The 22,496-nt window shown below is 70.4% G+C and carries 23 protein-coding genes; 9 read left to right on the top strand and 14 right to left on the bottom strand.

Annotated elements, in window-relative coordinates; genetic code table 11:
- Positions 1–2: 2 nt before the first annotated feature.
- Positions 3–794 (bottom strand): DUF5777 family beta-barrel protein, encoded by a 792-nt coding sequence (locus QSJ30_RS11960; RefSeq protein ID WP_285609546.1) that lies wholly within the window; start codon positions 792–794, stop codon positions 3–5.
- 17 nt (positions 795–811) lie between these two features.
- Positions 812–1,363, bottom strand: a complete 552-nt coding sequence (locus tag QSJ30_RS11955; protein WP_285609544.1) for a QcrA and Rieske domain-containing protein — start codon at positions 1,361–1,363, stop codon at positions 812–814.
- 203 nt (positions 1,364–1,566) lie between these two features.
- On the opposite strand from QSJ30_RS11955, the gene QSJ30_RS11950 reads away from it, so the two are divergent.
- On the top strand, positions 1,567–2,040 hold the full coding sequence (locus QSJ30_RS11950) for a DUF2231 domain-containing protein (protein WP_285609543.1): 474 nt from the start codon (positions 1,567–1,569) through the stop codon (positions 2,038–2,040).
- A gap of 30 nt (positions 2,041–2,070) precedes the next feature.
- Entirely contained in the window at positions 2,071–3,282 is a 1,212-nt protein-coding gene (locus tag QSJ30_RS11945; protein WP_285609541.1) for an AmpG family muropeptide MFS transporter, read from the top strand.
- Between the two features lies 1 nt (position 3,283).
- Here the strand turns inward: QSJ30_RS11945 and QSJ30_RS11940 are convergent, their stop codons facing one another.
- Genes QSJ30_RS11940 through QSJ30_RS11930 form a run of 3 tightly spaced genes read right to left on the bottom strand, consistent with a single transcriptional unit; the run spans position 3,284 to position 5,570 of the window.
- Entirely contained in the window at positions 3,284–3,748 is a 465-nt protein-coding gene (locus QSJ30_RS11940; RefSeq protein WP_285609539.1) for a rhodanese-like domain-containing protein, read from the bottom strand.
- Positions 3,749–3,780: 32 nt separating this feature from the next.
- Complete coding sequence (locus tag QSJ30_RS11935) at positions 3,781–4,761, bottom strand: RluA family pseudouridine synthase (protein WP_285609537.1); 981 nt, start codon at positions 4,759–4,761, stop codon at positions 3,781–3,783.
- Positions 4,758–5,570 (bottom strand): prolipoprotein diacylglyceryl transferase, encoded by an 813-nt coding sequence (locus QSJ30_RS11930; protein ID WP_285609535.1) that lies wholly within the window; start codon positions 5,568–5,570, stop codon positions 4,758–4,760. The genes QSJ30_RS11935 and QSJ30_RS11930 overlap by 4 nt, the downstream gene beginning before the upstream one ends.
- A gap of 71 nt (positions 5,571–5,641) precedes the next feature.
- Here QSJ30_RS11930 and lpxD point away from each other — a divergent pair, with 71 nt between their 5' ends.
- Positions 5,642–6,643, top strand: coding sequence for a UDP-3-O-(3-hydroxymyristoyl)glucosamine N-acyltransferase (lpxD, locus tag QSJ30_RS11925; RefSeq protein ID WP_285609528.1), 1,002 nt, complete (start codon positions 5,642–5,644; stop codon positions 6,641–6,643).
- 3 nt (positions 6,644–6,646) lie between these two features.
- On the opposite strand, the gene QSJ30_RS11920 is transcribed toward lpxD, so the two are convergent.
- The 3 genes from QSJ30_RS11920 to QSJ30_RS11910 all read right to left on the bottom strand — a co-directional run bounded on the left by QSJ30_RS11920 (position 6,647) and on the right by QSJ30_RS11910 (position 8,518).
- The gene (locus QSJ30_RS11920) at positions 6,647–7,495 is read right to left on the bottom strand and encodes an HDOD domain-containing protein (protein WP_285609527.1); all 849 of its coding nucleotides are present in this window, start codon (positions 7,493–7,495) and stop codon (positions 6,647–6,649) included.
- A 71-nt stretch (positions 7,496–7,566) separates the two neighbouring features.
- Entirely contained in the window at positions 7,567–7,935 is a 369-nt protein-coding gene (locus tag QSJ30_RS11915) for a holo-ACP synthase (RefSeq protein ID WP_285609525.1), read from the bottom strand.
- A 97-nt stretch (positions 7,936–8,032) separates the two neighbouring features.
- Entirely contained in the window at positions 8,033–8,518 is a 486-nt protein-coding gene (locus QSJ30_RS11910; protein WP_285609523.1) for a GNAT family N-acetyltransferase, read from the bottom strand.
- A gap of 67 nt (positions 8,519–8,585) precedes the next feature.
- Between QSJ30_RS11910 and QSJ30_RS11905 the strand changes: the two genes are divergently transcribed.
- On the top strand, positions 8,586–9,254 hold the full coding sequence (locus tag QSJ30_RS11905) for an aldolase/citrate lyase family protein (RefSeq protein WP_285609521.1): 669 nt from the start codon (positions 8,586–8,588) through the stop codon (positions 9,252–9,254).
- Positions 9,255–9,286: 32 nt separating this feature from the next.
- On the opposite strand, the gene hrpB is transcribed toward QSJ30_RS11905, so the two are convergent.
- Together hrpB and QSJ30_RS11895 are read right to left on the bottom strand one after the other, a co-directional pair.
- Positions 9,287–11,755 carry an ATP-dependent helicase HrpB gene (hrpB, locus tag QSJ30_RS11900; protein WP_285609519.1) on the bottom strand — a complete coding sequence of 823 codons (2,469 nt, stop codon included), beginning with the start codon at positions 11,753–11,755 and terminating at the stop codon, positions 9,287–9,289.
- Positions 11,746–12,744: a hypothetical protein gene (locus tag QSJ30_RS11895; RefSeq protein WP_285609517.1), complete on the bottom strand. Its 999-nt coding sequence runs from the start codon at positions 12,742–12,744 to the stop codon at positions 11,746–11,748. The genes hrpB and QSJ30_RS11895 overlap by 10 nt, the downstream gene beginning before the upstream one ends.
- Before the next feature lie 61 nt (positions 12,745–12,805).
- Here QSJ30_RS11895 and QSJ30_RS11890 point away from each other — a divergent pair, with 61 nt between their 5' ends.
- The 3 genes from QSJ30_RS11890 to QSJ30_RS11880 all read left to right on the top strand — a co-directional run bounded on the left by QSJ30_RS11890 (position 12,806) and on the right by QSJ30_RS11880 (position 16,893).
- Positions 12,806–13,774 carry a transketolase family protein gene (locus tag QSJ30_RS11890; RefSeq protein ID WP_285609515.1) on the top strand — a complete coding sequence of 323 codons (969 nt, stop codon included), beginning with the start codon at positions 12,806–12,808 and terminating at the stop codon, positions 13,772–13,774.
- Positions 13,774–14,076 carry a hypothetical protein gene (locus tag QSJ30_RS11885; protein WP_285609513.1) on the top strand — a complete coding sequence of 101 codons (303 nt, stop codon included), beginning with the start codon at positions 13,774–13,776 and terminating at the stop codon, positions 14,074–14,076. The genes QSJ30_RS11890 and QSJ30_RS11885 overlap by 1 nt, the downstream gene beginning before the upstream one ends.
- Positions 14,077–14,148: 72 nt before the next feature.
- Complete coding sequence (locus QSJ30_RS11880; protein WP_285609511.1) at positions 14,149–16,893, top strand: protein kinase domain-containing protein; 2,745 nt, start codon at positions 14,149–14,151, stop codon at positions 16,891–16,893.
- Between the two features lie 5 nt (positions 16,894–16,898).
- Here QSJ30_RS11880 and QSJ30_RS11875 read toward each other — a convergent pair whose 3' ends face one another.
- From QSJ30_RS11875 to QSJ30_RS11860, 4 genes are all read right to left on the bottom strand, one after another.
- Positions 16,899–17,687: an enoyl-CoA hydratase/isomerase family protein gene (locus QSJ30_RS11875; protein ID WP_285609509.1), complete on the bottom strand. Its 789-nt coding sequence runs from the start codon at positions 17,685–17,687 to the stop codon at positions 16,899–16,901.
- Between the two features lie 102 nt (positions 17,688–17,789).
- On the bottom strand, positions 17,790–18,635 hold the full coding sequence (locus QSJ30_RS11870) for a GGDEF domain-containing protein (protein WP_285609508.1): 846 nt from the start codon (positions 18,633–18,635) through the stop codon (positions 17,790–17,792).
- A 109-nt stretch (positions 18,636–18,744) separates the two neighbouring features.
- A complete protein-coding gene (locus QSJ30_RS11865; RefSeq protein ID WP_285609506.1) occupies positions 18,745–19,197 on the bottom strand; it encodes a hypothetical protein in 453 nt (150 codons plus the stop codon).
- Positions 19,198–19,329: 132 nt separating this feature from the next.
- Positions 19,330–20,061 (bottom strand): gamma-glutamyl-gamma-aminobutyrate hydrolase family protein, encoded by a 732-nt coding sequence (locus QSJ30_RS11860; RefSeq protein ID WP_285609504.1) that lies wholly within the window; start codon positions 20,059–20,061, stop codon positions 19,330–19,332.
- Between the two features lie 125 nt (positions 20,062–20,186).
- Here QSJ30_RS11860 and QSJ30_RS11855 point away from each other — a divergent pair, with 125 nt between their 5' ends.
- Both QSJ30_RS11855 and QSJ30_RS11850 read left to right on the top strand, forming a co-directional pair.
- Positions 20,187–20,657 (top strand): single-stranded DNA-binding protein, encoded by a 471-nt coding sequence (locus QSJ30_RS11855; protein ID WP_243304371.1) that lies wholly within the window; start codon positions 20,187–20,189, stop codon positions 20,655–20,657.
- A gap of 191 nt (positions 20,658–20,848) precedes the next feature.
- On the top strand, positions 20,849–22,474 hold the full coding sequence (locus QSJ30_RS11850) for an ATP-binding cassette domain-containing protein (protein ID WP_285609499.1): 1,626 nt from the start codon (positions 20,849–20,851) through the stop codon (positions 22,472–22,474).
- Positions 22,475–22,496: the final 22 nt, after the last annotated feature.

Raw genomic sequence — 22,496 nt, 5'->3', positions numbered from 1 at the left:
CATCAGAAGATCCGCACCAGGTTGAAGCCCAGGGCCCACTGCCCGGGGGACCTGGGCCCGCCGGCGGAGTCGCCGCCCAGCACCTGGTGGGCGGTGGTGCCCTGGACGTTGGTGGCCAGGAGGGTGAAGCGGTGGCCCTTGGTCTGGAAGCGGTAGCCCAGGGCGAAGCCCTGCTCGTAGGCCGTGCTGTCCAGGCGGGCGGGGCGGGGGTAGTACTCGGCGAGGATGGATTGGCCTTCGACGATGCGCCACCGGAGGCCGGCGCCGGCCGTGAAGAGGGCCCGATCCTGGGTGGTGGTGCGGGAGAGCCAGGTGGGCACGAGGCTGAAGGTGACCGGCCCCGCCACGAACTCCGCCGGGAGCTGCAAGGCTGCCCCGGTCACGCCCACGGTCCCGAAGGTGTAGGTGGCGCGCTTGATCGTCTCGTCGAAGCGCTCGCCGCGGATCGCCAGGCGAACATGCGGCCGGTCCAGGAGCTGCTCCTGGAGGGCGAGGACCACGGTCTTGCCATCCGAGGTGCGGTAGACCTGGGCGTTGAGTCCCGGCACCGCGGCGATGCCGAGGTCGAAGCCCAGGCCGGCGAAGTTGCCGCCGTCCAGGCCGTAGAAGTCCTTCGAGTTCCCGCGGGCCGGCTCGGCGAAGCGGTGGGTGAAGCGGATGGCGGGCTGCCAGCCCTGGAGGTGATCCGCCGTGGGCAGGTTGAGCCCCAGGGGCAGTTCCGAGTCCTGGCCCAGCAGGGGGGCGGACAGGAGGAGGGGCAGGAGGAGGGACGGGGCGGGGGATCGGCGGGGCATGGGTGGTCCGGGCCGGGTCAGGTGAGCCGCGTGGTGGCGGCGACGGGCTTGGAGGGATCGATCAGGAGCACCCCGCCCGGGGTGGATTCGCTGACCTGGTAGTGCTGCAGGACGGCCCCCACCGGGGCCGGTCCCACGGTCACCGTGCCGTTGAGGTCGTACTGGCTGCCGTGGCAGGGGCAGCCGAAGCCCGTCTGGGTGGTGTTGAGGCGCCCGCCCTGGTGCAGGCAGCTGGCGTTGAAGGCATAGATCCCGGCGCTGTCGCGGACGAGGTAGTAGCCCTGCGCGGCCCCCAGGATCAGCGGGCAGGCGCCGGAGGCGGTGGTCGTGTAGTCGCGCACGGTGCCCGAGGGCTGGCCCAGCAGGCTGGTCTTCGTCTCGGAGGTGGTGATCGGGCTGGGGGGAGGCGGGGGCGGCGGTGGCGGCGCACTGGAGTAACCCCCGCCCCCGCCTCCGCCGCAGGAGACGGCCGCGGCGGCTGCGGCCACGGCGAGAGCGCAGGCGCAGAATTCCCGGCGGTCGAGGCCGCCCGGGGCACAGGTCGGCACGGATGGTTCGGGCTGGGACATGGGACCTCCCTTGGTTGGGCCGGGCTTGGGGCCCGGGTTGGGCCGCAGCGATGGCGGAGTGGCTTGGGGGTGAGGATGCGGTCCTCCCCGGGAAGGCCCCAGATCCGGATACCAGAAACCGACCCCTCCGGTCTGGCGCTCTCCCCGTCGGCAGGCGCATCCTCGTGGGCAGAACCCGTCCGCACCCCTTCCCGGAGCCCGCCGTGCCCCCCTTCAACCACCTCCACCCGGCCATCGTGCACTTCCCCATCGCCCTGCTGGCGACCGCGCCCCTCCTCTTCCTGCTGGGGGCCCTCTGGCCCTCCCAGCGCCGGGGAATCCATGCCGTGGCGCTGCTCCTGCTGGTCCTGGGGCTCCTGGGCGGGCTGCTGGCCCTGGCCACGGGGGATGCCGCGGAGAACCTCGCCCACCGGACGCCGGAGTTGAGGCTCGCCTTGAACGCCCATGAGCTGTCCGCCCAGTGGACCATGGCCATCTTCGGCCTCTTGACGGTGGCGTGGTTCGTCCGGTTGGGCGTGTCCCGCTTCCTACATCGGGAGCTCCCGCCGCGCCTGGCCCGGGCCCTCTTCCTCCTCTGGCTGCTGGGGAGCGGCCTGGGCGTCGCCGCGCTGCTCCGCACGGGGCACCTGGGCGGCCACATGGTCCATGACCTGCACACCCACGGGGGCGAGCCCTGAGCTGCAGGTGACTCCGGTTAGGCTGGTGGGATGAAGCCCCGCCAGTACACCGTCCTCCTGCTCCTCGGCTTCGCTTCGGGGCTGCCGCTCTTCCTCACAGGCTCCACGCTGAAGGCCTGGCTGGTGGACGAGAAGCTGAGCCTGGCCACCATCGGGCTCTTCAGCTTCGTGACGCTGCCCTACAGCCTGAAGGTGTTCTGGGCGCCCTTCCTGGACCGCTTCGCGCTGCCGGGGCTGGGGCGCCGCCGGGGCTGGATGGCGCTCATGCAGCTGGGCATGGCGTTGGCCCTGGGGCTGCTGGCCTTCACCCAGCCGCACCTGGATCTCACCCGGGTGGTGGTCCTGGCCCTGGCGGTGGCCGTCACCAGCGCCACCTTCGACATCGCCGTGGACGCCTGGCGGGCCGAGGCCCTGGATCAGAAGCACCTGGGCCTTGGCAACAGCCTCCACATCGCCACCTACCGCGTGGCCATGCTGGTGAGCGGCGGGCTGGCGCTCATCCTGGCCCAGGCCTTCGGCTGGCGGGCCACCTACCTGGGCATGGCGGTTCTCACCCTGCTCGGCCTGGCCGGCACCTGGCTGGCCATGGACACGGACAGCGTGGCCCGGGCGCCGCGGTCCATGCAGGAGGCCATCTCGGGGCCACTGAAGGACCTGCTCCAGCGCAAGGGCATCGGCTACCTGCTGGCCTTCGCCGTGTTCTACAAACTCGGTGATTGGCTGGCGGAATCCATGACCATCCCGTTCCTGCTGCGGGGCATGGGCTTCACGAAGATGGAGATCGGCACCGTGCAGAAGACCACCGCCATGGTGGCCATCATCCTGGGCGGCCTGATCGGTGGCTGGATGCTCACGCGCATGAACCTGCGCAAGGCGCTGTGGATCTGTGGCTTCGTGCAGGCGGGCAGCATCCTGGGTTTCTGGGCCATCTCGCTGCTGGGCCGGCACCTGCCCCTGCTGGTGGCGGCGAACACGCTGGAGAACCTGGCCTACGGCATGGGCGGCAGCGCCTTCGCCGCGCTGCTCATGGGCGCCTGCAACCGCAGCTACACCGGCACCCAGTACGCCCTCTTCAGCGCCCTCATGGCCCTCCCGCGCACGGTGTTCGCCGGGCTCACGGGCTTCATGGCCGACTGGTACGGCTGGAAGCTCTACTTCCCCGTCTGCGCCGCGGCAGCCATTCCGGGCCTGCTGCTGCTGCTGCTCTGGGACCGCTGGGGGCTGCCGGAGGAGGGGGCCTGACCTACTTCACCACCGGGCGGCTCTCGCCGCGCCAGGCCCGCATGCCGCCCTGGAGGACATAGACCCACTCGAAGCCCCGGGCCACGAGCAGGCGCAGGGCGCGGTGGGAGAGGGCGTCGGTCTCGTCCACCAGCACCAGGGCGCGCTTGGCCTGGGGATCCGGGGCCGCGAAGCGCCGGGTGAGTTCCCCGAAGGGAACGTGGAGGCAGCCCCGGATGTGGCCCCGGCGGAAGGCCTCCTCGTCCCGCAGGTCCACCAGCAGCACGCCGGGGCCCTGCAGCAGCTCCTCGACCTGGAGGGGATCCAGCACGGGCCGCCCCTTCCCGCGGAACCAGGATCGGAGCCGCGGCAGGGCCACCGCGAACAGCAGCACGAGGCAGAGCGTCGCGAAAACCAGGCCGGGCAGGAAGGGATAGGCTTCCATCCAGCCTTTCAGCGTCGTCAGGTCCTGGGCGAAAGCGGACATGGTTCCCCCGGTACGGGGATGATGCGCCCGCCTCAGGCCTCGGGCAAGCCCAGGGCTCGGGCCAGGGCCAGGAAGGTCTCGGGGATGGGGGCCACCGCATCGATCCGGGCGCCCGTCACCGGGTGGTCCACGGACAGCTTCCACGCGTGGAGAGCCGGGTGCGGCAGCAGCAGGGCGCCGCCATCCACATCCTTCCAGCGGCCCGGTCCACCATAGAGCGGATCGCCCATGAGCGGGGCGCGGAGGTGGGCCAGATGCACGCGGATCTGGTGGGTGCGGCCCGTGAGCAGCTCGCACTCCACCAGGGCCACGCTCGTGGTGCGGGCCAGCACGCGGATGCGCGTCTGGGCGGGGCGTCCGCCATCGGCGACCACCATGCGCAGGCGGTCCCGCTTGTGGCGGGCGATGGGCTCGTCGATGAGCAGGCTGCCCAGCTGGGGCAGCTTGGGGGAATGGCGCACCAGGGCCAGGTAGCGCTTCTCCACGGTGCGGGCCTTGAACTGGTCCTGGATGGCCCGCTGGGCCTCGGCGGTCTTGGCGAGGCAGAGGCAGCCGGTGGTGTAGCGGTCCAGGCGATGCACCAGGCCCGGCCAGCCGGAAGCCAGCTCCTCGGCATCCTCCGCTTCCTCGTCATTGGGCTCGAGGATCACGGGCGCCTTGAGGCGGTGCAGCAGGGCGTTCACGACGGTGCCGCTGGCGTGGCCGGGGCCCGGATGCACCACCATGCCCGCGGGCTTGTCCACGATCCACAGCTGGGTGTCCTCGAACAGCGTCGGCAGGTCGATGGCCTCGGCCTCCAGGTGGGCGGCCGGGGCCGCGATCACCGGGAGCTCGGTCTCCACCTGGTCGCCGGGACGCAGCTTCACGCCGCCCTTGGTCACCGGCTCGCCGTTCACCTTCACCTCGCCCGTGCGGACGTGGGCATCCCAGCGGGCCCGGGGGATGTCGGGGAACCGGTCGGCCAGGAAGCGGTCCAGGCGGGGGGCGCCGTCCTCGGCGAGAAGCTGTATCACTTCGACTCCTTCTGACGGTTCCAGAACAGCCACAGACCCAGGCCCAGCATCATGAAGGCGAGGCCGGTGAGGCGACCCGTACTGAGCCAGGCCCAGCCCAGCCAGCCGGTGCCGCGGTCCACATCGCCCCGCCAGGTCTCGGTGATGACGCGGCCCAGGCCCTCCACCAGGAAATAGAGGGCGAAGATCTGCCCCTGGAAGGAGCGCTTGCCGCGGGCCAGCAGCAGGATGGCCATCACGGTGAGGTTGGCGAGGGAATTGTAGAGCTGCACGGGGTGCAGGGGGATCCCCAGGGGCGTGCCGCTGAAGGCCTGGGCCAGCGGGTTGGTGAACGTGGCGGCCCAGGAGACATGGGTCTCGGTGCCATAGCAGCAGCCGGCGGAGAAGCAGCCCAGGCGGCCGATGGCCTGGCCCAGGGCCACGCCGGGCACCAGGGCGTCACCCGTGAGGCGCAGCGGCAGGCCCTGACCCTTGCGGAGCTTCCAGAAGAACACCGCCGTGGCGGCGATGATGCCCCCGTGGATGGCACCGCCGGCCCGCAAGGTCGAGAGGGTGAAGACGTCCCGGAGGGCCATGGCGCCTTCCTGGCCAGCGGGCGTGAAGAGGCCCACCAGGATCATCAGGAGCTTGGCCCCTACGATGGCGGCGATCAGCACGGCGATGGCCAGGTCCGTGATGCCGGCCGGGTTCAGGCCGTCCAGCTTCGCCTGCCGCTTGGCCAGGGCCGTGCCCGCAAAGAAGGCGATGGCCAGCAGCAGCCCGTAGGTGCCGAGGGGGAAGGAGCCGATCTCGAAAAGAACTGGGTGCATGGTGGATTCCGCACGGATGACTGGAAACTGAAGACTGAAGACTGAAGACTGAAGACTGGCGAGGAGACCCCATGACGCGGACCACGATGACCCTGACGGCCCAGGAACTGGCGACGCGGCTGGAGGGCACGCTCGACCATTGTCCCCCGGATCGTCTGATTTCCGAAGTGAGGCCCCTGGAAGAGGCGGGAGCGGGCTCCGTATCCTTCCTGGCCAACCCGAAATATGCCGCCAAGGCGAAGGACAGTGCCGCGGGCCTGATCTTCGCGGATGCGACGGTGGATCTGGGCGACAGGCCAGTGCTGCGGGTGAAGCATCCCTACTGGGCCTTCGCCCAGGCCATCGGCTGGCTCCACCCCGAGCCCGCGCCCGAGTGGGGCGACGTCCCCGTGCATCCCTCGGCGGTGATCGGCGCGGGCTGCCGCATCGCCCCGGGCGCCACCGTGGGGGCCCGGACCGTGCTGGGGAAGGGGTGCGTCCTGCATCCAGGCGTCCACGTGGGGGATGACTGCGTCCTGGGCGAGGGCTGTGAGCTCTTCTCCGGGGCCGTGCTCTATCGCCGCACGCGGCTGGGAAACCGGGTGGCCATCCACGCCAACTCCGTGGTGGGCAGTGACGGCTACGGCTATGTGCTGGTGGAGGGCCGCCACGCCAAGATCCCCCAGGTGGGCTGGGTGGAGGTGGGTGATGATGTCGAGATCGGCGCCTGCGTCTGCATCGACCGGGGCGTGCTGGGGGCGACCCGCATCGGCCTGGGCACCAAGATCGACAACCAGGTGCAGGTGGGCCACAACGTGCACGTGGGGAACCACTGCCTGCTGGTGAGCCAGACGGGCATCAGCGGCTCCACGAAGCTGGGCGACTATGTGACCCTGGCTGGCAAGGTCGGCGTGGTGGGCCACATCGAGATCGGCAGCCGCAGCGTGGTGGGCGGCAACAGCGTGGTGGCCAAGAGCCTGCCCGAAGGCAGCTTCGTCACGGGGTTTCCCGCCCGTCCCCATCGCGAATGGACCGAAGCCCAGGCCGCCCTGAACCGCCTGCCCCGGCTCATGCGGCAGCTGCGGAAGGGCTGACCTTCAGAACTCGGTGAGCGCCGCCTGCTCCCGCTCGACAGCGGCGCGGACCTCCGCCCTGAGGCGGGCCAGGGCTCCGGGCTCGAGGCCAAGGATCTCCCGGGCCTGCCGGGAGGCCTCCTCCAGGCGCGCGGGGTCTCCGAGGCCGGCCCTCTGGTCCAGGGCCAGGTGGTTGCCCAGGGCCACCACGGCGGTCAGCGGGCGGTGGTCCTCGGCCGCGCGGAGGGGGTCGTGATGCCAGCGCACGGCGGCCTGGAGGCTGTGCGCCAGGTTCCACTGGCCGGCCAGGGCCTCGCCGACCATGGCGTGATCGAAGCCGAAGGCCTCCCGCTCCAGGTCGAGGCAGGCGCCCTTCTGTCCGTGGACCGCGCGCAGCAGGAGTCCGTAGCGCTCCGGGAACTTCATCGCCAGGACCGATTTCCCGATGTCATGCAGCAGGCCGCCCACGAAGGCCTCCTCCGTCTGCGGAAGGCCGAGCCTCGCCGCGAAGGCGCGGCTCGCCATGGCCGCCACCCGGGCGTGCTCCCACAGCAGCTGCTCCTCGGGGCCCACGGAGCCGCGGTGGTAGAGGTTCCTGGCCGAGCTGGCGATCACCACGCTCTTGAGGGCGGACACGCCCAGGGTCGTGACTGCCTGGGTCAGGGTGGTCACCTCGCGCATCATGCCGAAGGACGTGGAGTTGGAGATCCTGAGGACCTGGCCGGCCAGGGCCGGATCCAGGGAGATCACCCGCTGGAAATCCCCGGCGGTGGTCTCCGGGTCCAGGGCCAGCCGCAGCACCTGGGCCGCGACCTGCGGAAGGGGCGGGAGGTCGCCGAGGTTCGTGGTGAGCTCCTGGGGGGTGATGGACATGGTCCGCTCCGCCGCTCTGGTCCAGTTCCGAGGATCGACCCGCCAGGGGTGCCCTCGCCCGCTTCCGCCCCTCAATCCTCCAGGATGACCACGGCCATGGCCAGATCTCCGTCATGGCTCACGCTGCCGTGGAGCTTGCGGACGCCCCGGGCCGCGAGCAGGTCCGCCAGGGCGCCCACGGGCCACAGGCGCCCGTTCACGTAGCGCAGCTCCTTCCAGGACCAGCCGTCCAGGCCTGTGCCCAGGGCCTTGCCGAAGGCTTCCCGCAGGGCCCAGCGCCCCGCCAGCCGCTCCGGCAGCCGCTCCCGGTTGCCCGCCAGCAGGTAGGCCGCCTCGTCCGGATGCAGGATGCGCCCCGCGCACTTCCCGGCCCCGAAGCGCGCGACCAGGTGCCGCCAGCGGCTGGGGGGACAGAGGTCGGTGCCGAGGCCGAGGATCATGGCATGTCCAGGCTGTCAGCTGTCAGCTGTCGGCTGTCAGCCGGGAAGGTCCGGCTGGGCTGCCGCCTGAGGACTGAAGACTGGAGGCTGAGGACTGTCACGCCAGCTCCCGCGCGAACCAGTGGTCGCAGCCGCCATGCCCCGTGCGGCCCAGGGGCGCGCAGAGGGGCTGGAAGCCCAGCTTGCCGTAGAGCTTCAGGGCCTGGTCCATGCCGGTGAGGGTCTCCAGGTAGCAGGTGCGGTAGCCCAGGTCCTTCGCCACCGCGAGGCAGTGGCGCAGCAGGGCCTCGCCCATGCCCCGGCCCCGGGCCTCGGGGAGGAAGTACATCTTCCGCAGCTCGCAGACGCCGGGCTCGCCGCCCTCCAGGGCCGCGACACCGCCGCCGCCGACGAGGCGCCCGGCCTCGTCCACCACCACGAAATAGGCTGCGCCCGGTGCGGCATAGGCCCGGCTCATGTGGTCCACCTCGGCATCGTGGAGGGCGAAGCCCGGGCCGTCCGCCCCGAATTCCGGCATGACCGCGCGGATGATGGCGGCCACGGCGGCGTCGTCCTCGGGCTGGATGGGGCGGAAGGTCAGCATGGATTCCAGGTTACCCAAACCGGGCCTTCCGGATCCGATCTGGTCCAAGCTTGGGGTGGAGGTGCCCATGTCCCAGACTCCCTTCCGCGACCGTCTCCGCGCCGGGGAGCGCCTGTTGGGCACCCTGGTGCAGATCCCCCGGCCCGAGGTGGCCGTCCGCCTGGCGGGCCAGGGCTTCGACTGGCTCTTCCTGGACGGCGAGCACGGCGGCTTCGGCCCGGCGGAAACGTCGCGGACCCTGGCTGCGCTGAAGGGGGCCGTGCCCTGCCTATTGCGGGTGCCCTTCCAGGATCCCGCGGTCCTTGATGATGCAGCCGCCTGCGGCGCGGCGGGCCTCATCGTGCCCCACGTGGACACGGCGGCCCAGGCGGAGGCGGCCGTGCGCGCGGTCCGGGGCCGGGGCCTGGTTGTGGTGCAGGCGGAATCCGCCGAGGCCGCCCGGAACATCGCGGCCATCGCCCGGGTGCCTGGCGTGGACGCCGTCTTTGTGGGCCCCTACGACCTGAGTGCCAGCCTGGGGATCTCTGAGCAGTTCAGCCACCCGGCCCTCCTGGATGCCGTGGCCGCCATCGCCCGGACCTGTCGCGAGGCTTCGATGCCCCTCGGCATCTTCCGCATGACCGCCGAGGAGATCCGGACCCACGAGGAGGACGGCTTCACCCTGCTGGCCACCGGGCTGGATGGCACCCTGCTGGAAGCCGGGGCGCGGGCGCTGCTGGGGGGACTGCGGAGCTGAAAAGCGGGCAGAGGTCCGGACTGAATCCCCGACTACTCCGGCCAGTGGTGCTTCGGATACCGCCGCGACAGGCCCGGCCGCAACTCTTTGTAGACCCGCTGCCAGAAGCCGGCGAGGTCGGTGGTGACCTGGAGGGCCCGCATGTTGGGGGCCAGCAGGTGGAGCACCAGCGGCACGGCGCCGCCGGCTACGGCGGGGGTTTTCTTCAGACCCCAGAAATCTTGGAGCCGCGAGGCGATCCAGGGCGGGTCGTCCTCGTAGTGGACCTTGGTGGGCCGGCCCTTGGGGAGCTGGATGGATTCCGGCGCCCAGGCGTCCAGCAGGCGCAAGGTCTCGGCGGGGAAGGCCTGGCGGAGGGCGCCGGGCCAATCCACATCCTGCACCTCGCGCAGGGTCGTGCGGCCCGTGCAGGCGCCCGCGAGCAGCGGACCCAGCAGATCTTCCGGCAGGCCCAGGTCCGGCCGGTGCTTCCGCAGGAAGGCCAGGCGGGCCAAGGTCCGAGCGGGCACTTCGTCCAAAGGCCTTTCCTTCAGGGCCTGCGCCAGCAGGCCCGCCACGCGCGGATCCGCAGGATCCGCGGGCCCACGACTGACATCGAGGCTCAACCCCTCGTAACGGATCTCGGAGCGCCGCTCCACGCGCCCCGCCGAGGCGTTGAACAGCACTTCGTCCACGTCTTCCAGACGCTGGGCGAAGGCCTCCAGCAGCCAGTCGGCCTCACAGCGGGAGGCGAGGCGGATGAGTGTCTGACCGCCCGTGCCCTGTTTCACGGCCTCCGCTTCCAGGGCCAGGATCAGGCCCGGCCGCCGCACCCGGCTGGCGGGATCCAGCTTGGCGCCCCCGCCGCCTGCGAAGGCGCAGGTGCCGTTGGCCGAGAGCTGCCCCACGCGATCCGGGTAGGCCTGGAGCAGAGCTTTCAGCAGGCGCGTTTCAGCATCCGCCGGTTCGGCAGGCGAGGGCAGGAGGCGTGACAGGGACTGCACGGCGCGCCTGGCGCGATGAATGGCGGCGGCATCCAGGCCCGCGGCCCGGCAGGCCCCGGCGCTGAAGCCCGCGGCCTCGGCCTCCTCGAACTGGTCCAGGCGCAGCAGCAGGTCCGAGTCCGCGCCGTGGCCCGTCTTCACCGGCGTCCGGTCCAGGCCCTGGCGGGCGGTGAGGCTGCCGGTCTCCAGCAGGGCGGCGGCTCGCAGCGATAGCTGCGGGATGCCGAGGTCCTGGCCCGCGATGGCCAGGCGGGCCAGGCGCGGGTGCAGGGGCAGGTCGGCCATGCGCCGGCCCACGGGCGTGAGGGCGCCGTCCGCCAGCGCGCCCAGGCGCGTGAGCAGGGTTTCCGCGGCTGTCGTGGCGGCTGCGGGCGGCGCCTCGAACCAGTCCAGGGCGGAGGGCTCCGCGATGCCCATGCCGTGCAGCGAGAGCATCGGCTCCGCCAGGTCCGAGCGCTGCAGCTCGGGCGTGTCGAAGGCGGGGCGGGCGCCGAAGTCGGCTTCGGTGTAGAGGCGCAGGCAGCGGCCTGGCCCGGTGCGGCCCGCGCGGCCCGTGCGCTGGGTGCAGCGGGCCTGGCTGATGCGCACCGTGCGCAGGCCCGACAGGCCCGACCAGGGCGAGTGCGAGGCCTCGCGGCCCAGGCCAGAGTCCACCACGGCGCCGATGCCATCCAGCGTCACGGAGCTTTCCGCCACGTTGGTGCTGAGGATCACCTTGGGGATGTCGCTGGCTTCCAGGGCATGGGCCTGGGCGTCCGGCGACAGCTCGCCGTGCAGGGGACGCAGGCTCAGGCCGCGCCGCGCCGCCACGGCCTCGCAACCCTTGAGGCAGGCGCGGATCTCGGCCGCGCCGGGCAGGAAGACGAGCGTGTGGTTCTTCAGGCCCTCGCCATAGAGGCGGTCCAGGGCATCGGCCACCTGCTGGTCGATGGGTCGGTCGTCGGGGCGAGGCAGGAATGTGGTGTCCACGGGGAAGGCGCGGCCCTCGCTCCGGATGACTGGGGCGTCGAGGTAGGCCGCCACGGGGCCGGGATCCAGGGTGGCCGACATGACCAGCAGCTTCAGATCGGACCGGGAACTGCGCTGGAGGCGCCGCAGCAGGGTGATGCCCAGGTCCGTGTGCAGGTGCCGCTCATGGAACTCGTCCAGCACCACGGCGGCGATGCCGCGGAGGTGCGGATCGCCGTGCAGGCGCCGCAGCAGCAGGCCCTCGGTGACGAAGCGCAGGCGCGTGGCCTTCGACACCTTCTGCTCGAAGCGCACGGCGTAGCCCGCCCGCTGACCCAGGGCCTCGCCCAGTTCGTCCGCCACGCGGGTGGCGGCGAGGCGCGCGGCGAGGCGGCGGGGCTCCAGGATCCAGCACTCGCCATCTCCAAGGAGTCCCGCGTCCAGCAGGGCCGGGGGCACGCGGGTGGTCTTGCCGGCGCCCGGGTCGGCCTGCAGCACCAGGTTCGGATTCCCCCGCAGGCTCTCCACGAGCTGCGGCAGCAGGGGATCGATGGGGAGGCTCAGGCGCACGGCGCCCCCAGGGCGGCCAGGAAGGCGGCGGGATCGTCCACCGAGACCGCCACGCGGTCCCGTGGGGCCGTGGGGCCGACGAGACTCAGGGCCGGGACCGGCTCCCGCAGGCGCAGCTCCAGGATGGCCGGCCCCGGCGTGATGAGCTTGTGGAGGCCCTTCATGTGGCGGTGCCGGGCCCAGTCATCCTCGAAGTCCGGCAGGGGCGCCGCCTCCAGGATCTGCTCGCGCCGAAGGTGGATGGATTTCGTGGGCCCGAGGTTCAGGGCCACCTCGTCCCCCATCACCTGATGGGGGCGCCCCTTCAGGCCCGCGTAGAGGCCGAACAGCCAAAGCACCGCATAGACCGTGGACAGATGCAGGCCCCAGCGCAGCCAGGCCGGCGCTCCTGCAAACAGGACGCGGATCAGCAGCAGGTCGCCTGGGATGAGCAGGGGCAGGGCGGGCAGGAAGCTGCCCAGGGCGGCCTCCCGGTGCAGGCTGTGGCCCCCGGGGGCGGGCTCCCGGAAGCCGCCGGAGAGAAAGCGCAAGGCGCCCCCCAGCATCACCAGCTCCAGGGCCATGAGCCGGGCGGCCCGGGGGGGCACGAAGGCCTCGAAGGCCGCCGCGATGCGCTGCTCCGGCCACTTCCCAGGCCGGCCGCCCACACTCCGCCAGGCGCGCACCGCGAGGACGAGGAGCAGTCCCTCCAGGGCCAAGGCGATTCCCAGGCGCAGACCGGGCACCAAGGGCGAGGCGCCGGCCAGGGCCAGGCCCAGGCCCTCCACGAGGATCAGGGCCGGCAGCAGGATCCGGGTGCCGGGGATCCGCCCCCGCCGCCAGTCCTGGATCAGGGCGATCACCCGCAGCGCCACCAGGATCAGGAACGCAGCCGTGATCCAGGGCAGGGCCCGGTGCCCTGGGGCCCGCAGGCGCAGCACCAGGCCCCATCCGCCCAGGACGGCAAGGAGGCCCCAGAGCAGGGCGGAGGGTCGGAAGGGCGGGCGCACCCCTCCAGCCTACGGCCTCCGCGCCGCCTCGCGTAGAATGGAACCTTCGACGGGAGCGGGCATGGCAGGCATGGAAACGGCGGGTGTGGGCGGCAAGGCGGGTGTCGTGATGGACAGCCTGCGGGACGCCTACGGGGACACCCTGGTGGAGCTGGGCAACGAAGGCGCCAACATCGTCGTCTTCGACGCGGATCTGGCGGGGTCCACCCGCACCAGCAAGTTCGCCAAGGCGTTTCCGGACCGCTTCTTCAACATGGGTGCCGCCGAGCAGGGCATGGTGGCCGCCGCCGCCGGAGCCAGCACCACCGGCGTGGTGCCCTTCGTGAGCACCTTCGCCATGTTCGCCACGGGCCGGGCCTACGAGTTCGTGCGGCAGGCCGTGGGCGTGGGCCACCAGAACGTGAAGATCGTGGCCACTCACGCGGGCCTCACCGTGGGCGAGGACGGCGGCACCCACCAGTGCCTGGAGGACCTGGCCCTCATGCGCATGATCCCGGGCATGACGGTGATCTCGCCCGCCGATGCCATCGAGACGAAGCAGGTGATCCGTGCTGCCTATGCCTATAAAGGCCCTGTTTATGTCCGCCTCACCCGCGACAAGTTCCCCCGCATCCACGCCGAGGACTACCGGTTCCAGATCGGCAAGGCCGTGATGATGCGCCCGGGCACGGACGTGCTGCTGGTGGGCTGCGGCCTGGGTACCTCCATCTGCCTCGCGGCGGCGGAGCTGCTGGCCGCCGAGGGCATCGAGGCCACGGTGCTGCACAGCCCCACGATTAAGCCCTTCGACCGCGAGACGCTGCTGAAGCTGGCGAGGGCCCACCGGGCGGTCGTCACCTGTGAGGAGCACCAGGCCCACGGCGGCCTGGGCGGCGTGGTGGCGGAGATCCTCTCCGAGGCCCATCCCATGCCCCTGCGCCGGGTGGGCGTGCAGGACCAGTTCGGCCAGAGCGGCAAGCCGGAGAAGCTGCTGGAGGCCTACGGCGTCACACCCCAGGCTGTGGCCGCCGCCGCGAAGGAGGCCCTCTGATGGCCACCGAGACCTTCCACGCCAGCCGCTGGACCAAGGGCAATCACCTGTTCGTCACCGTGGTCGAGGTGACGGACACCGCCGTGATCCGCCGCAAGCGGTCCTGGTTCACGGTGAACGAGATCAGCATCCACCTGTCGAAGGTGGCCAGTGTCCGCATCGAGACCGGCCTGCTCTGGTCCGATCTCACCGTCGAGAGCACCGGCGGCAGTGATCCGCTGACCAGCCACGGCCACACCAAGGCCGATGCCCGCCGCATCAAGGAACTCATCGAGGCCGCCCAGAGCCGGGGCATGCGCTAGGCGGGGACGACCATGCAGCCAGCCGCGCCAGCGTCCCCGGATCCGGGATCTCCAGGGCCTTCCGGGGCGGGTGTGCTCGCGGCCGGCACCCGGATCGGCCGCTTCCAGGTGCAGGCGCTCCTCGGGCAGGGGGGCATGGGGGCGGTGTACCTGGCCTGGGACCCGGTACTGGAGCGGCAGGTCGCCCTCAAGGCGATCCACCTGGGCGAGGATGGGAAGGCGGCCGCCAAGGTGCGGTTCCGCCGGGAGGCCAAGGCGCTGGCCCAGCTCAACCACCGGAATGTCTGCCAGGTGCACGACTGGGTGGAGGCGGAGGGGAGCGCCTACATCGCCATGGAATTCATCGAAGGGGCGACCCTGTCCGAGGTGGCGAAGACGTTGGACCTGCGCCGGAAGCTCCAGGTCCTCCGGTCCATCGCCCACGCCCTGGAGGCGGCCCACGCCAAGGGCATCGTCCACCGGGACCTGAAACCCAGCAACGTGATGGTGGACGCCTCCGGACAGATCAAGGTCCTGGACTTCGGTCTCGCCAGGCTGGTGGATGCGACCATGGCCGCGGGGGATGATCCCACCGGGAACGCGCCCAACCTGGCGGGCATGCCTGAACCGGCCGGGGCCGGGCTGACCGTGGCGGAGTCCGTTCCGCCGGTCGCGGAGGAGCGCACCAGCGTGGGCTCGGGATCGCCCTCCCCGGGGCCCTCCAGCTGGGGGGAAATGACGGAGGCGGGCGTCTTCATGGGCAGCCCCACCTACGCTTCCCCTGAGCAGATGCGCGGCAAGCGCGTCGGCCCGCCGAGCGACGTGTTCTCCCTGGGGGTGGTCGGCTGGGAGCTGCTGCTGGGGGACTACCCGTTTCCGGGTGAGGGCCGCGAGCGGATGGCGGCCACCATCAAGGGCGAGCTCAAGCCCCTGCGGGGCCGCGGGCTTCCCCGGCGGCTGGGGGTCCTGCTGCGGGCGATGCTCCACCGGGACGCCGCGAAGCGGCCCACGAGCCGCCAGGTGGCCGACGCCATCGGCCGCCACCTGGCGGGGAACCCGGGGGCCCGGTGGGCCGGGGCGGCCCTGGTGGTCCTCGGCGTGGTGTCCGGCGGGGGCTACTACCTGTTCGGCCGGAGCATCATCGCGGATCTCGGCAGGGAACACCCGCCCCGGATGGCGGTCATGCCCATCCGCAACGACACGGGGGAGCCGGCCCTGGACGCGCAGGTGGGCGTGGGCATGGCCGAGCTCTTCTCCACGGCCCTGCAGGGTTCGCCCCACATGGATGTGGTGGAGCCCGAGTCCGTCAGCCGGGTGCTCTCCAACCTGAGGATTTCCCCGGCGGAAGCGATGGAACCCGCCAGCCAGCTCCGGATCGCGAACGCCCTCGGCGCCCGGCTGCTCCTGCGGGGAGCCCTGAGCCGGGATCCGGCCGGACAGGCGAATGTGCTCCGCTATGAGCTGGTGGACGCCTCCGGCCGGACCCGCTTCTCGGGGACCACGAAGGCGTCCCGCCAGGGATCCTTCGCCCCCTACGAGCTGGTGGATCCGGCGGCCCACGACCTGCTCCACAAGGTGGATCCCCTGCGGTCGAGCGCCCCCCAGAACGCAGCGGTCCCGCCGGAGGTCTTCGCGGCCTACGCCGAAGGCAAGGCCCTGTTCCTGAAGGGAGACTTCAAGGGCAGCGAGGCCCAGCTCCGGGAGGCGGCCATGAAGGCCCCCGCCTTCTCCAGCGCCGTATCGGCCTATGCCGCGTGCCTCCGCCGCCTTGGCCGGGACCAGGCGCCGGCGGTTGCCAACTGGGCGCTCATGTCCGCCAAGGCCACGGGGGACCGCTGGGCGGAAGGGCGCGCCCTGGCCCTCAAGGCCTATCTGGCCAAGGATCTGGGGCACCTCGACGAGTCCCAGCACCTGCGGGAGGCCACCCTGGCCCTGGCCCAGACCATCGGCGACCGGGACGGGGAGACCATCGCCTACAACCACCTGGGCCTCATCGCCGCCGAGCGGGGAAAGTACCAGGAGGCCGGCGAGTTCTATGAGCGCTCGCTCCGGCTCAGCCAGCAGACCGGGGACAAGGTGTACCTGTCCCTGGCCCAGAACAACCTGGCCAACCTCGCCCTGAAGCGTGGGGACCTCGGCATGGCCGAGGCCTTCTACCGGAACAACCTGAGCCTGCAGCAGGGCCTGGGGAACCGGTGGGGCGAGGCCCTCGCCCTGAACAACCTGGGGGTGGTCGCCCTCATGGCCCGCGATCTGCCGGCCGCGGAAGGACGGATCACCGCGGCCCTGGCCATCCGGGAATCCGTGGGGGATCGGGGCGGGCGGATCACCTGCCTGAGGAACCTCGGCATCCTGGCCCTGATGAAGGGAGACGTGGCCGCCTCCACCTCCTACCACAGCCGGGCCCTGGAGCTCGCGGAGGCCTCAGGGCTGCGGACCATCGAAGCCGAGTGCCGGTTCTACGGGGCCGAGCTGGACCGGCTCCAGCAGCGGTTCCCCCAGGCCCTGGCGGGCTACCAGAAGGTCCTCGAGCTCCTGCCGGAGGGGGTGACGCCCGAGGTCCGCGCCAACGCCCAGGCTGCCGCCGCGGAGTGCCTGCTCCGCAGATCCAGGCCCGAGCTGAAGGAGGCCGAACAGAAGCTCCAGGCGATCCCCGCCGGGACCGCCGATTCCCCCTACGTCCACCGGGCCCGGGCGTGGCTGGCCTTCCGGTCGGGCCAGCGCGAGGCGGCCCTGGCGGAGCTGGTTCGCGCCGCCCAGGACCCCAGCCGCCAGGCCCCGGAGATCCGGGCGGAACTCGACGCCGTGCGGGCGTCCTTCCTGGCAGAGGGCCGCTAAGCCGGTCAGGCGAATTTCGGTGCCCGCTTCGCCAGGAAGGCGGCCAGGCCCTCCCTGGCGTCCGGGTGGCGCATGGCGGCCTTCATCTGGGCGCCCTCGGCCTGGAGGCGGGCCCGCAGCGTCTCGGCCTCGAGGCCCTGGTTGCGCAGGAGGCTGGCCTTGATGCGGGCGAAGGTCTCGCCCGGACCCGCGGCCAGGCGCAGGGCCAGGGCCGCAGCGGCATCTTCGAGCTGGTCTGCGGGCACGACGCGGTTCACGAGGCCCAGGGCCAGGGCCCGGTCCGCGTTCAGGGTGTCGCCGGTCAGCATCAGCTCCGCCGCCACGGAGGGATTCACCAGCCGGGCGAGCATGACGCTGCCGCCCCAGTCCGGATGCAGGCCGATCTTCACGAAGGCCATGCCGAAGGCGGCCTCTGGCGTGGCGAGGCGCAGGTCCGCGCACAGGGCCAGGCTCATGCCCGCGCCGGCGGCGGGTCCCTGCACCACAGCCACCACGGGCTTGGGCAGGGTGGCGAGCCCCTGGGCCACGGCGGCGCCCAGGTCGAGCAGGGATTCCAGCTCCGGCCAGCGGTCCTCGGCAATTGCCGCCGAGATCCAGCCGAGGTCGCCGCCGGCACAGAAGGCCCGTCCCGCGCCGCGCAGGAACAGCGCCTTCACACCGGGTTCCGCCGCCTTCGCCAGGGCCTCCTCGAAGCCCTCCTTCATTTCGGGAATCAGCGCGTTGAGCTTGTCCGGCCGGTTCAGGGTCAAGGTCGCGATCCGGTCGTGCACGTCGAAGAGGATGGGGGTGGGCATGAACGCTCCGGGTGGCAACACGGGGATCATCCATAGTGCCCAGGGTCGGCGGCCAGCTCTACGGGGCTTTCGGGAACCCGGAAAGCCCGGGCCCTGCACAGCCTATTTCGCGAAGGCATACCCGGACCTGGTCCGTTTCGCTTCATACATGGCGCTGTCGGCCTGGTTGATCAAGGCCTCGGCAGTGACGCCATGTTTCGGGAACAGTGAGATCCCGATGCTGGCATGGATGCTCTGGCTGATGCTGCGTCCGCCCACCACCAATTGGCATGGCGCGCGGATCGCCTCGATCAGCTTGTCCGCGATGACGGTGACATCCCCCTCGTCCTTGAGCTCCATCAGCAGGTACAGGAATTCATCGCCGCCATGCCGGCTGACGGTGTCGTCGTTGCGCGTGCTTCGCAGCAGGCGGTCCGCGATGGTCCGCAACACGGCATCGCCGGCATCGTGCCCATACGAATCGTTGATGGTCTTGAAGTCGTCCAGGTCCATGAACATCACCGCCAGGGTCCAGCCATGCCGGTGGGCCTGGGCCAGGCCATGCTCCAGCCGATCGTTGAACAAGGCACGGTTGGGCAGGCCCGTCAGCAGGTCGTGGAGGGATGCCTGGCGATCCGCCTCCCCCTGTTCCTTGACGGCCGCCAATTCCTCTTCGAGGTCGCTCCGCTCCTTGACTTCATCTTTCAGGGCCTGGTTCACATCCGACAATTTCTCGGAGGCCTCCTGCACTTTCTCTTCGACGGCTTCGCTTTTCCCGAGGGCGGACCCGATCCCAGGGCCGGGGTTGCCGTCGGCGAGTTCCTGCTTGAGGGCCAGGTTGACCGAGGCCAGGTCCTCGGCACTGGCTGCCATCAATCCCTCCACGTGCTCGTTCTGTCCGAGCGCATGATCCAGAGGCTTTGCGAGCCTGGTGCTTCTGGGTGTCGGCGTCATCGGATCAGTGGCCATCGGCTCTTTCGAGTGGTTCCAGGAATCGGAGGCACAACGTCCTTCCGGGAAGGCGCTGTGGACCCTTTGGGTGCCCCGGATGGCTCCAGGGCCGGGATGGGCGATGAGCCTATTTGTTGCTCTCCACGTTGTAGGTGAAGACTGGCTCATGGGAAGGTTCCGTGACCTGCCCGTTGGGTTCCGGCGTGACCGAGACCATGAAGCGGCGGTGCGGGGTCAGGGTCTCGAGGCTGCCTTCGAGGTCCTTGTTCAGGGTCAGGGCTCCGACGTTCTGCCGGTCGCCTTCCCGTGGCTGGATCCAGACGACATAGACCGTCGAATCCACCGCGACTTTGGATGGGGGGGCCAGGTGTTTGACCCGGATGGAGACCTTCGTGTTTCCGTTGTCCCCCTCCGAGACGCGAACCGTCCCCTCGCTGGCGAGACCCGCTTCAGTCGAGTGCATTTCCTGGGGTTTGGAACGCCAGAACATGACCTTCTCGCAGGCTAGCTGCGCGCCCACCAGGGCCGTGACGGCGGTCAGAAGAAGGATGGGACGAATGGGAAACCCTTGTGTCTTCATGATCTGTCTCCTTAGGACAGATCTATCAGTGCAAGTCGCAGTCCAATTGTTAAGCGCAACACAACGAATGCTTATGATCCGCTTGTGCTGGGCGGGAAGGGTGGAGGCTGATCAAAATGATGTGCCCGGAGGTCAATTCGAAGGAGTCCGGGCGCGCGAGCCGAGGGCCTGCACGAACGCCGCGAACAGGTCGCGGGCGGCGTCGCCGGCGGGGCCCTTGAGGCCGACGAGGTTCTCGGGGTGCCACTGGACACCGAAGACCCAGCGCGAGGGATCCACGGCCTCCACGGCCTCGACGAGGGGGCCGGTGCCGGCATGGATCGTGTCCAGATGCCAGCCCACGGCGGCCAGCGGCGGGGCCACGCGCTTCACGGCCTGGTGGTGGCGGCTGTTCACGAGGAAGACGTCCTCGCCCAGCAGGGCCCGCAGGCGCGAGCCCGGGGCGAGCTGCACGCGGTGCCGCATGTCCGGGATGTCCGGCGTGCCGTGCTGGTGGCGAGTGGGCTCGCAGCCGTAGTGGTCGGGCACGTCCTGGACCATGCTGCCGCCCAGGGCCACGTTGAGGATCTGCTCGCCGCGGCAGATGCCGAGGATGGGCAGCTTCCGGTCCCAGGCCGCGCGGATGAGGGGGATCTCGAAGGCATCGCGGTCGGCGTCCACCTCGGCCTTCGGGTGGACGGCCTCGGCCTCGTCCCAGTGGCGGGGGTGGATGTCGTCCCCGCCCGTGAGCAGGAAGCCGGTGACGCCGGCCAGGTCGGGAAGGGGGTCGCCGGGGGCCACCAGCTGGATGAGTCCGGCCCAGCCGGCGGCCCTGAGGGCGGGGAGGTAATGCTTCTCGGCGCCGGACTTGTTTTTACAGCTCACAAGGAGACTTGAGTTGCCGCTTGACATGGTCCTTCCCCGAGGAAATCCTCTCACCCTACCACCCCCTCAGATGGTCTGAGTCGACGGTGAGGCGGAGAGCTCCGCCGGTACATAAGGAGGACATCATGTCCGGTTCATTGAACAAAGTTCTGCTCATCGGCAACCTCGGGCGCGACCCCGAGCTGAAGTCCACGCCCTCGGGCCAGAGTGTCGCCCGCTTCTCCGTGGCCACCACCGAGACTTGGAAGAACCAGGCCGGCGAGAAGCAGAGCAAGACCGAATGGCACAACATCGTGGTGTGGGGCAAGCAGGCCGAGATCGCCGAGAAGTACCTGCGCAAGGGCAAGCAGGTGATGATCGAGGGCCGCATCCAGTATCGGGAATACACCGACCAGGCCGGCGTGAAGAAGACCGCCTGCGACATCCGCTGCGACAACTTCGTCATGCTGGGCCGCATGGAGGACGGCGGCGGCAGCCGTGACAGCGGCGGCTACGGCGGCCGCGCCTCCGGCACCGGCTCCCAGGACTTCGAGGACCACGGCGCCCCCAGCCCGGCCGGTGGCGGCAGCTTCCCGGATGACGACATCCCGTTCTGAGGGGTGGTGCCTCGCCGGAGATCCCGGCAGATTGAAAAACGGCGCCCATGCGGGCGCCGTTTTTCAGATAGAGAAAATGGTCCGGCGGCGAAGCCGCCGAATCTCCAAACGGGGCCCGCAGGGCACCGTTTGGAGCAGGGCTCTCGGATAATGAAGGTTTCTCCCGTACAATGGTCGGTTCGGGAGTTTCCATGCTTGCAGTGCAGAACGTCACCATGCGCTACGGCGCGAAGATCCTCTTCGAGGACGTCACCACGACCTTCAACCCCGGGCGGCGCTACGGCCTGACGGGGCCGAACGGGGCGGGGAAGTCCACGTTCATGAAGATCCTGTCGGGCGAGCTGGAACAGCAGATGGGGAATGTGATCCGGCCCCGCAAGATGGGCATCCTGCGCCAGGACCAGTTCGCCTTCGACCAGTACCGGGTCATCGACACGGTGATCATGGGCAATGCCGGGCTCTGGAAGGCGCTGCAGGAGCGGGACGCCATCTACGAGAAGGCGGAGATGACCGACGAGGACGGCATGCGCGTGGCCGAGCTCGAGGGCATCGTGGCCGACGAGGACGGCTACACCGCCGAGAGCGACGCCGCCGTCCTGCTGGACGGCCTGGGCATCCCGGAGGCCCTGCATGAGCGCAGGATGGGTGAGCTGCAGGGCGGCCAGAAGGTGCGCGTGCTGCTGTCCCAGGCCCTCTTCGGCAACCCCCAGGCCCTGCTGCTGGACGAGCCGACCAACCACCTGGACCTGGACTCCATCCACTGGTTGGAGGAGTTCCTGGACCGCTACAAGGGCACGGTGGTGGTGATCTCCCACGACCGCCACTTCCTGAACAACGTCTGCACCCACATCGCCGACATCGACTACCAGACGATCATCCAGTACACCGGCGGCTACGACGACATGGTCATGGCCAAGATGCAGGTGCGCAGCCGCATCGAGTCCGAGAACGCCCAGCGCGAGAAGAAGATCGCCCAGCTCAACGAGTTCATCCAGCGCTTCGCGGCGGGCACCCGCAGCAGCCAGGTGAACAGCCGGCGCAAGGAAGTGGAGCGCCTCCAGCCCAGCGACCTGGCCCGCAGCAACATCCAGCGCCCCTTCATCAAGTTCAACATCGGCAAGCCCGGCGGCCGCTACGCCCTGGAGTTCGAGGGCGTGAAGAAGGGCTACGACACCGACAAGGACGGGACGGGGGGCCGCCACGAGGTCATCAAGGGCTTCACGGCCATGGTGCAGCGGGGCGAGAAGATCGCCCTCATGGGCCGCAACGGCATCGGCAAGACCACCCTGCTGAACGCCCTGCTGGCCAACGCGCCGCAGGTAACTGAACTGGGCCTGAAGCTCGACGGGGGCGAGGTGAAGTGGGGCCACGAGGCCAATGTGGGCTACTTCTCCCAGGACTTCGCCGAGAGCATCCCCAAGGGCTACGAGCTCGTCACCTGGCTGCACCAGTTCGACCCGGACGCCACCAAGGAGCAGATCCGCGGCGTCATGGGCCAGATGCTCTTCCGGGGCGAGGAAGGCAACAAGATGACGGATGTGCTGAGCGGCGGCGAGTCCTGCCGCCTGCTCTTCTGCAAGCTCATGCTGCAGAAGCCCAACATCCTGGTCATGGACGAGCCCACCAACCACCTGGACCTGGAAGCGGTCATCGCATTGAACGACGCGCTCCAGCGCTACGAGGGCACCCTCCTCTTCGTGACCCACGACGAGGACATCATCGACGAGGTGGCCACCCGCATCTGGCATCTTACCGATGACGGCATCGAGGATTTCCAGGGAACCTACGCGGAATACAACGCCCCGATCGGGCACTGAGCCAGGCCTGATCCGGACCTGG

The sequence above is a fragment of the Geothrix edaphica genome (genome assembly GCF_030268045.1).
Lineage (GTDB): Bacteria > Acidobacteriota > Holophagae > Holophagales > Holophagaceae > Geothrix > Geothrix edaphica.
Note: the sequence above shows the minus strand (reverse complement) of the source record. Positions and strands in the feature narration are given on the sequence as shown.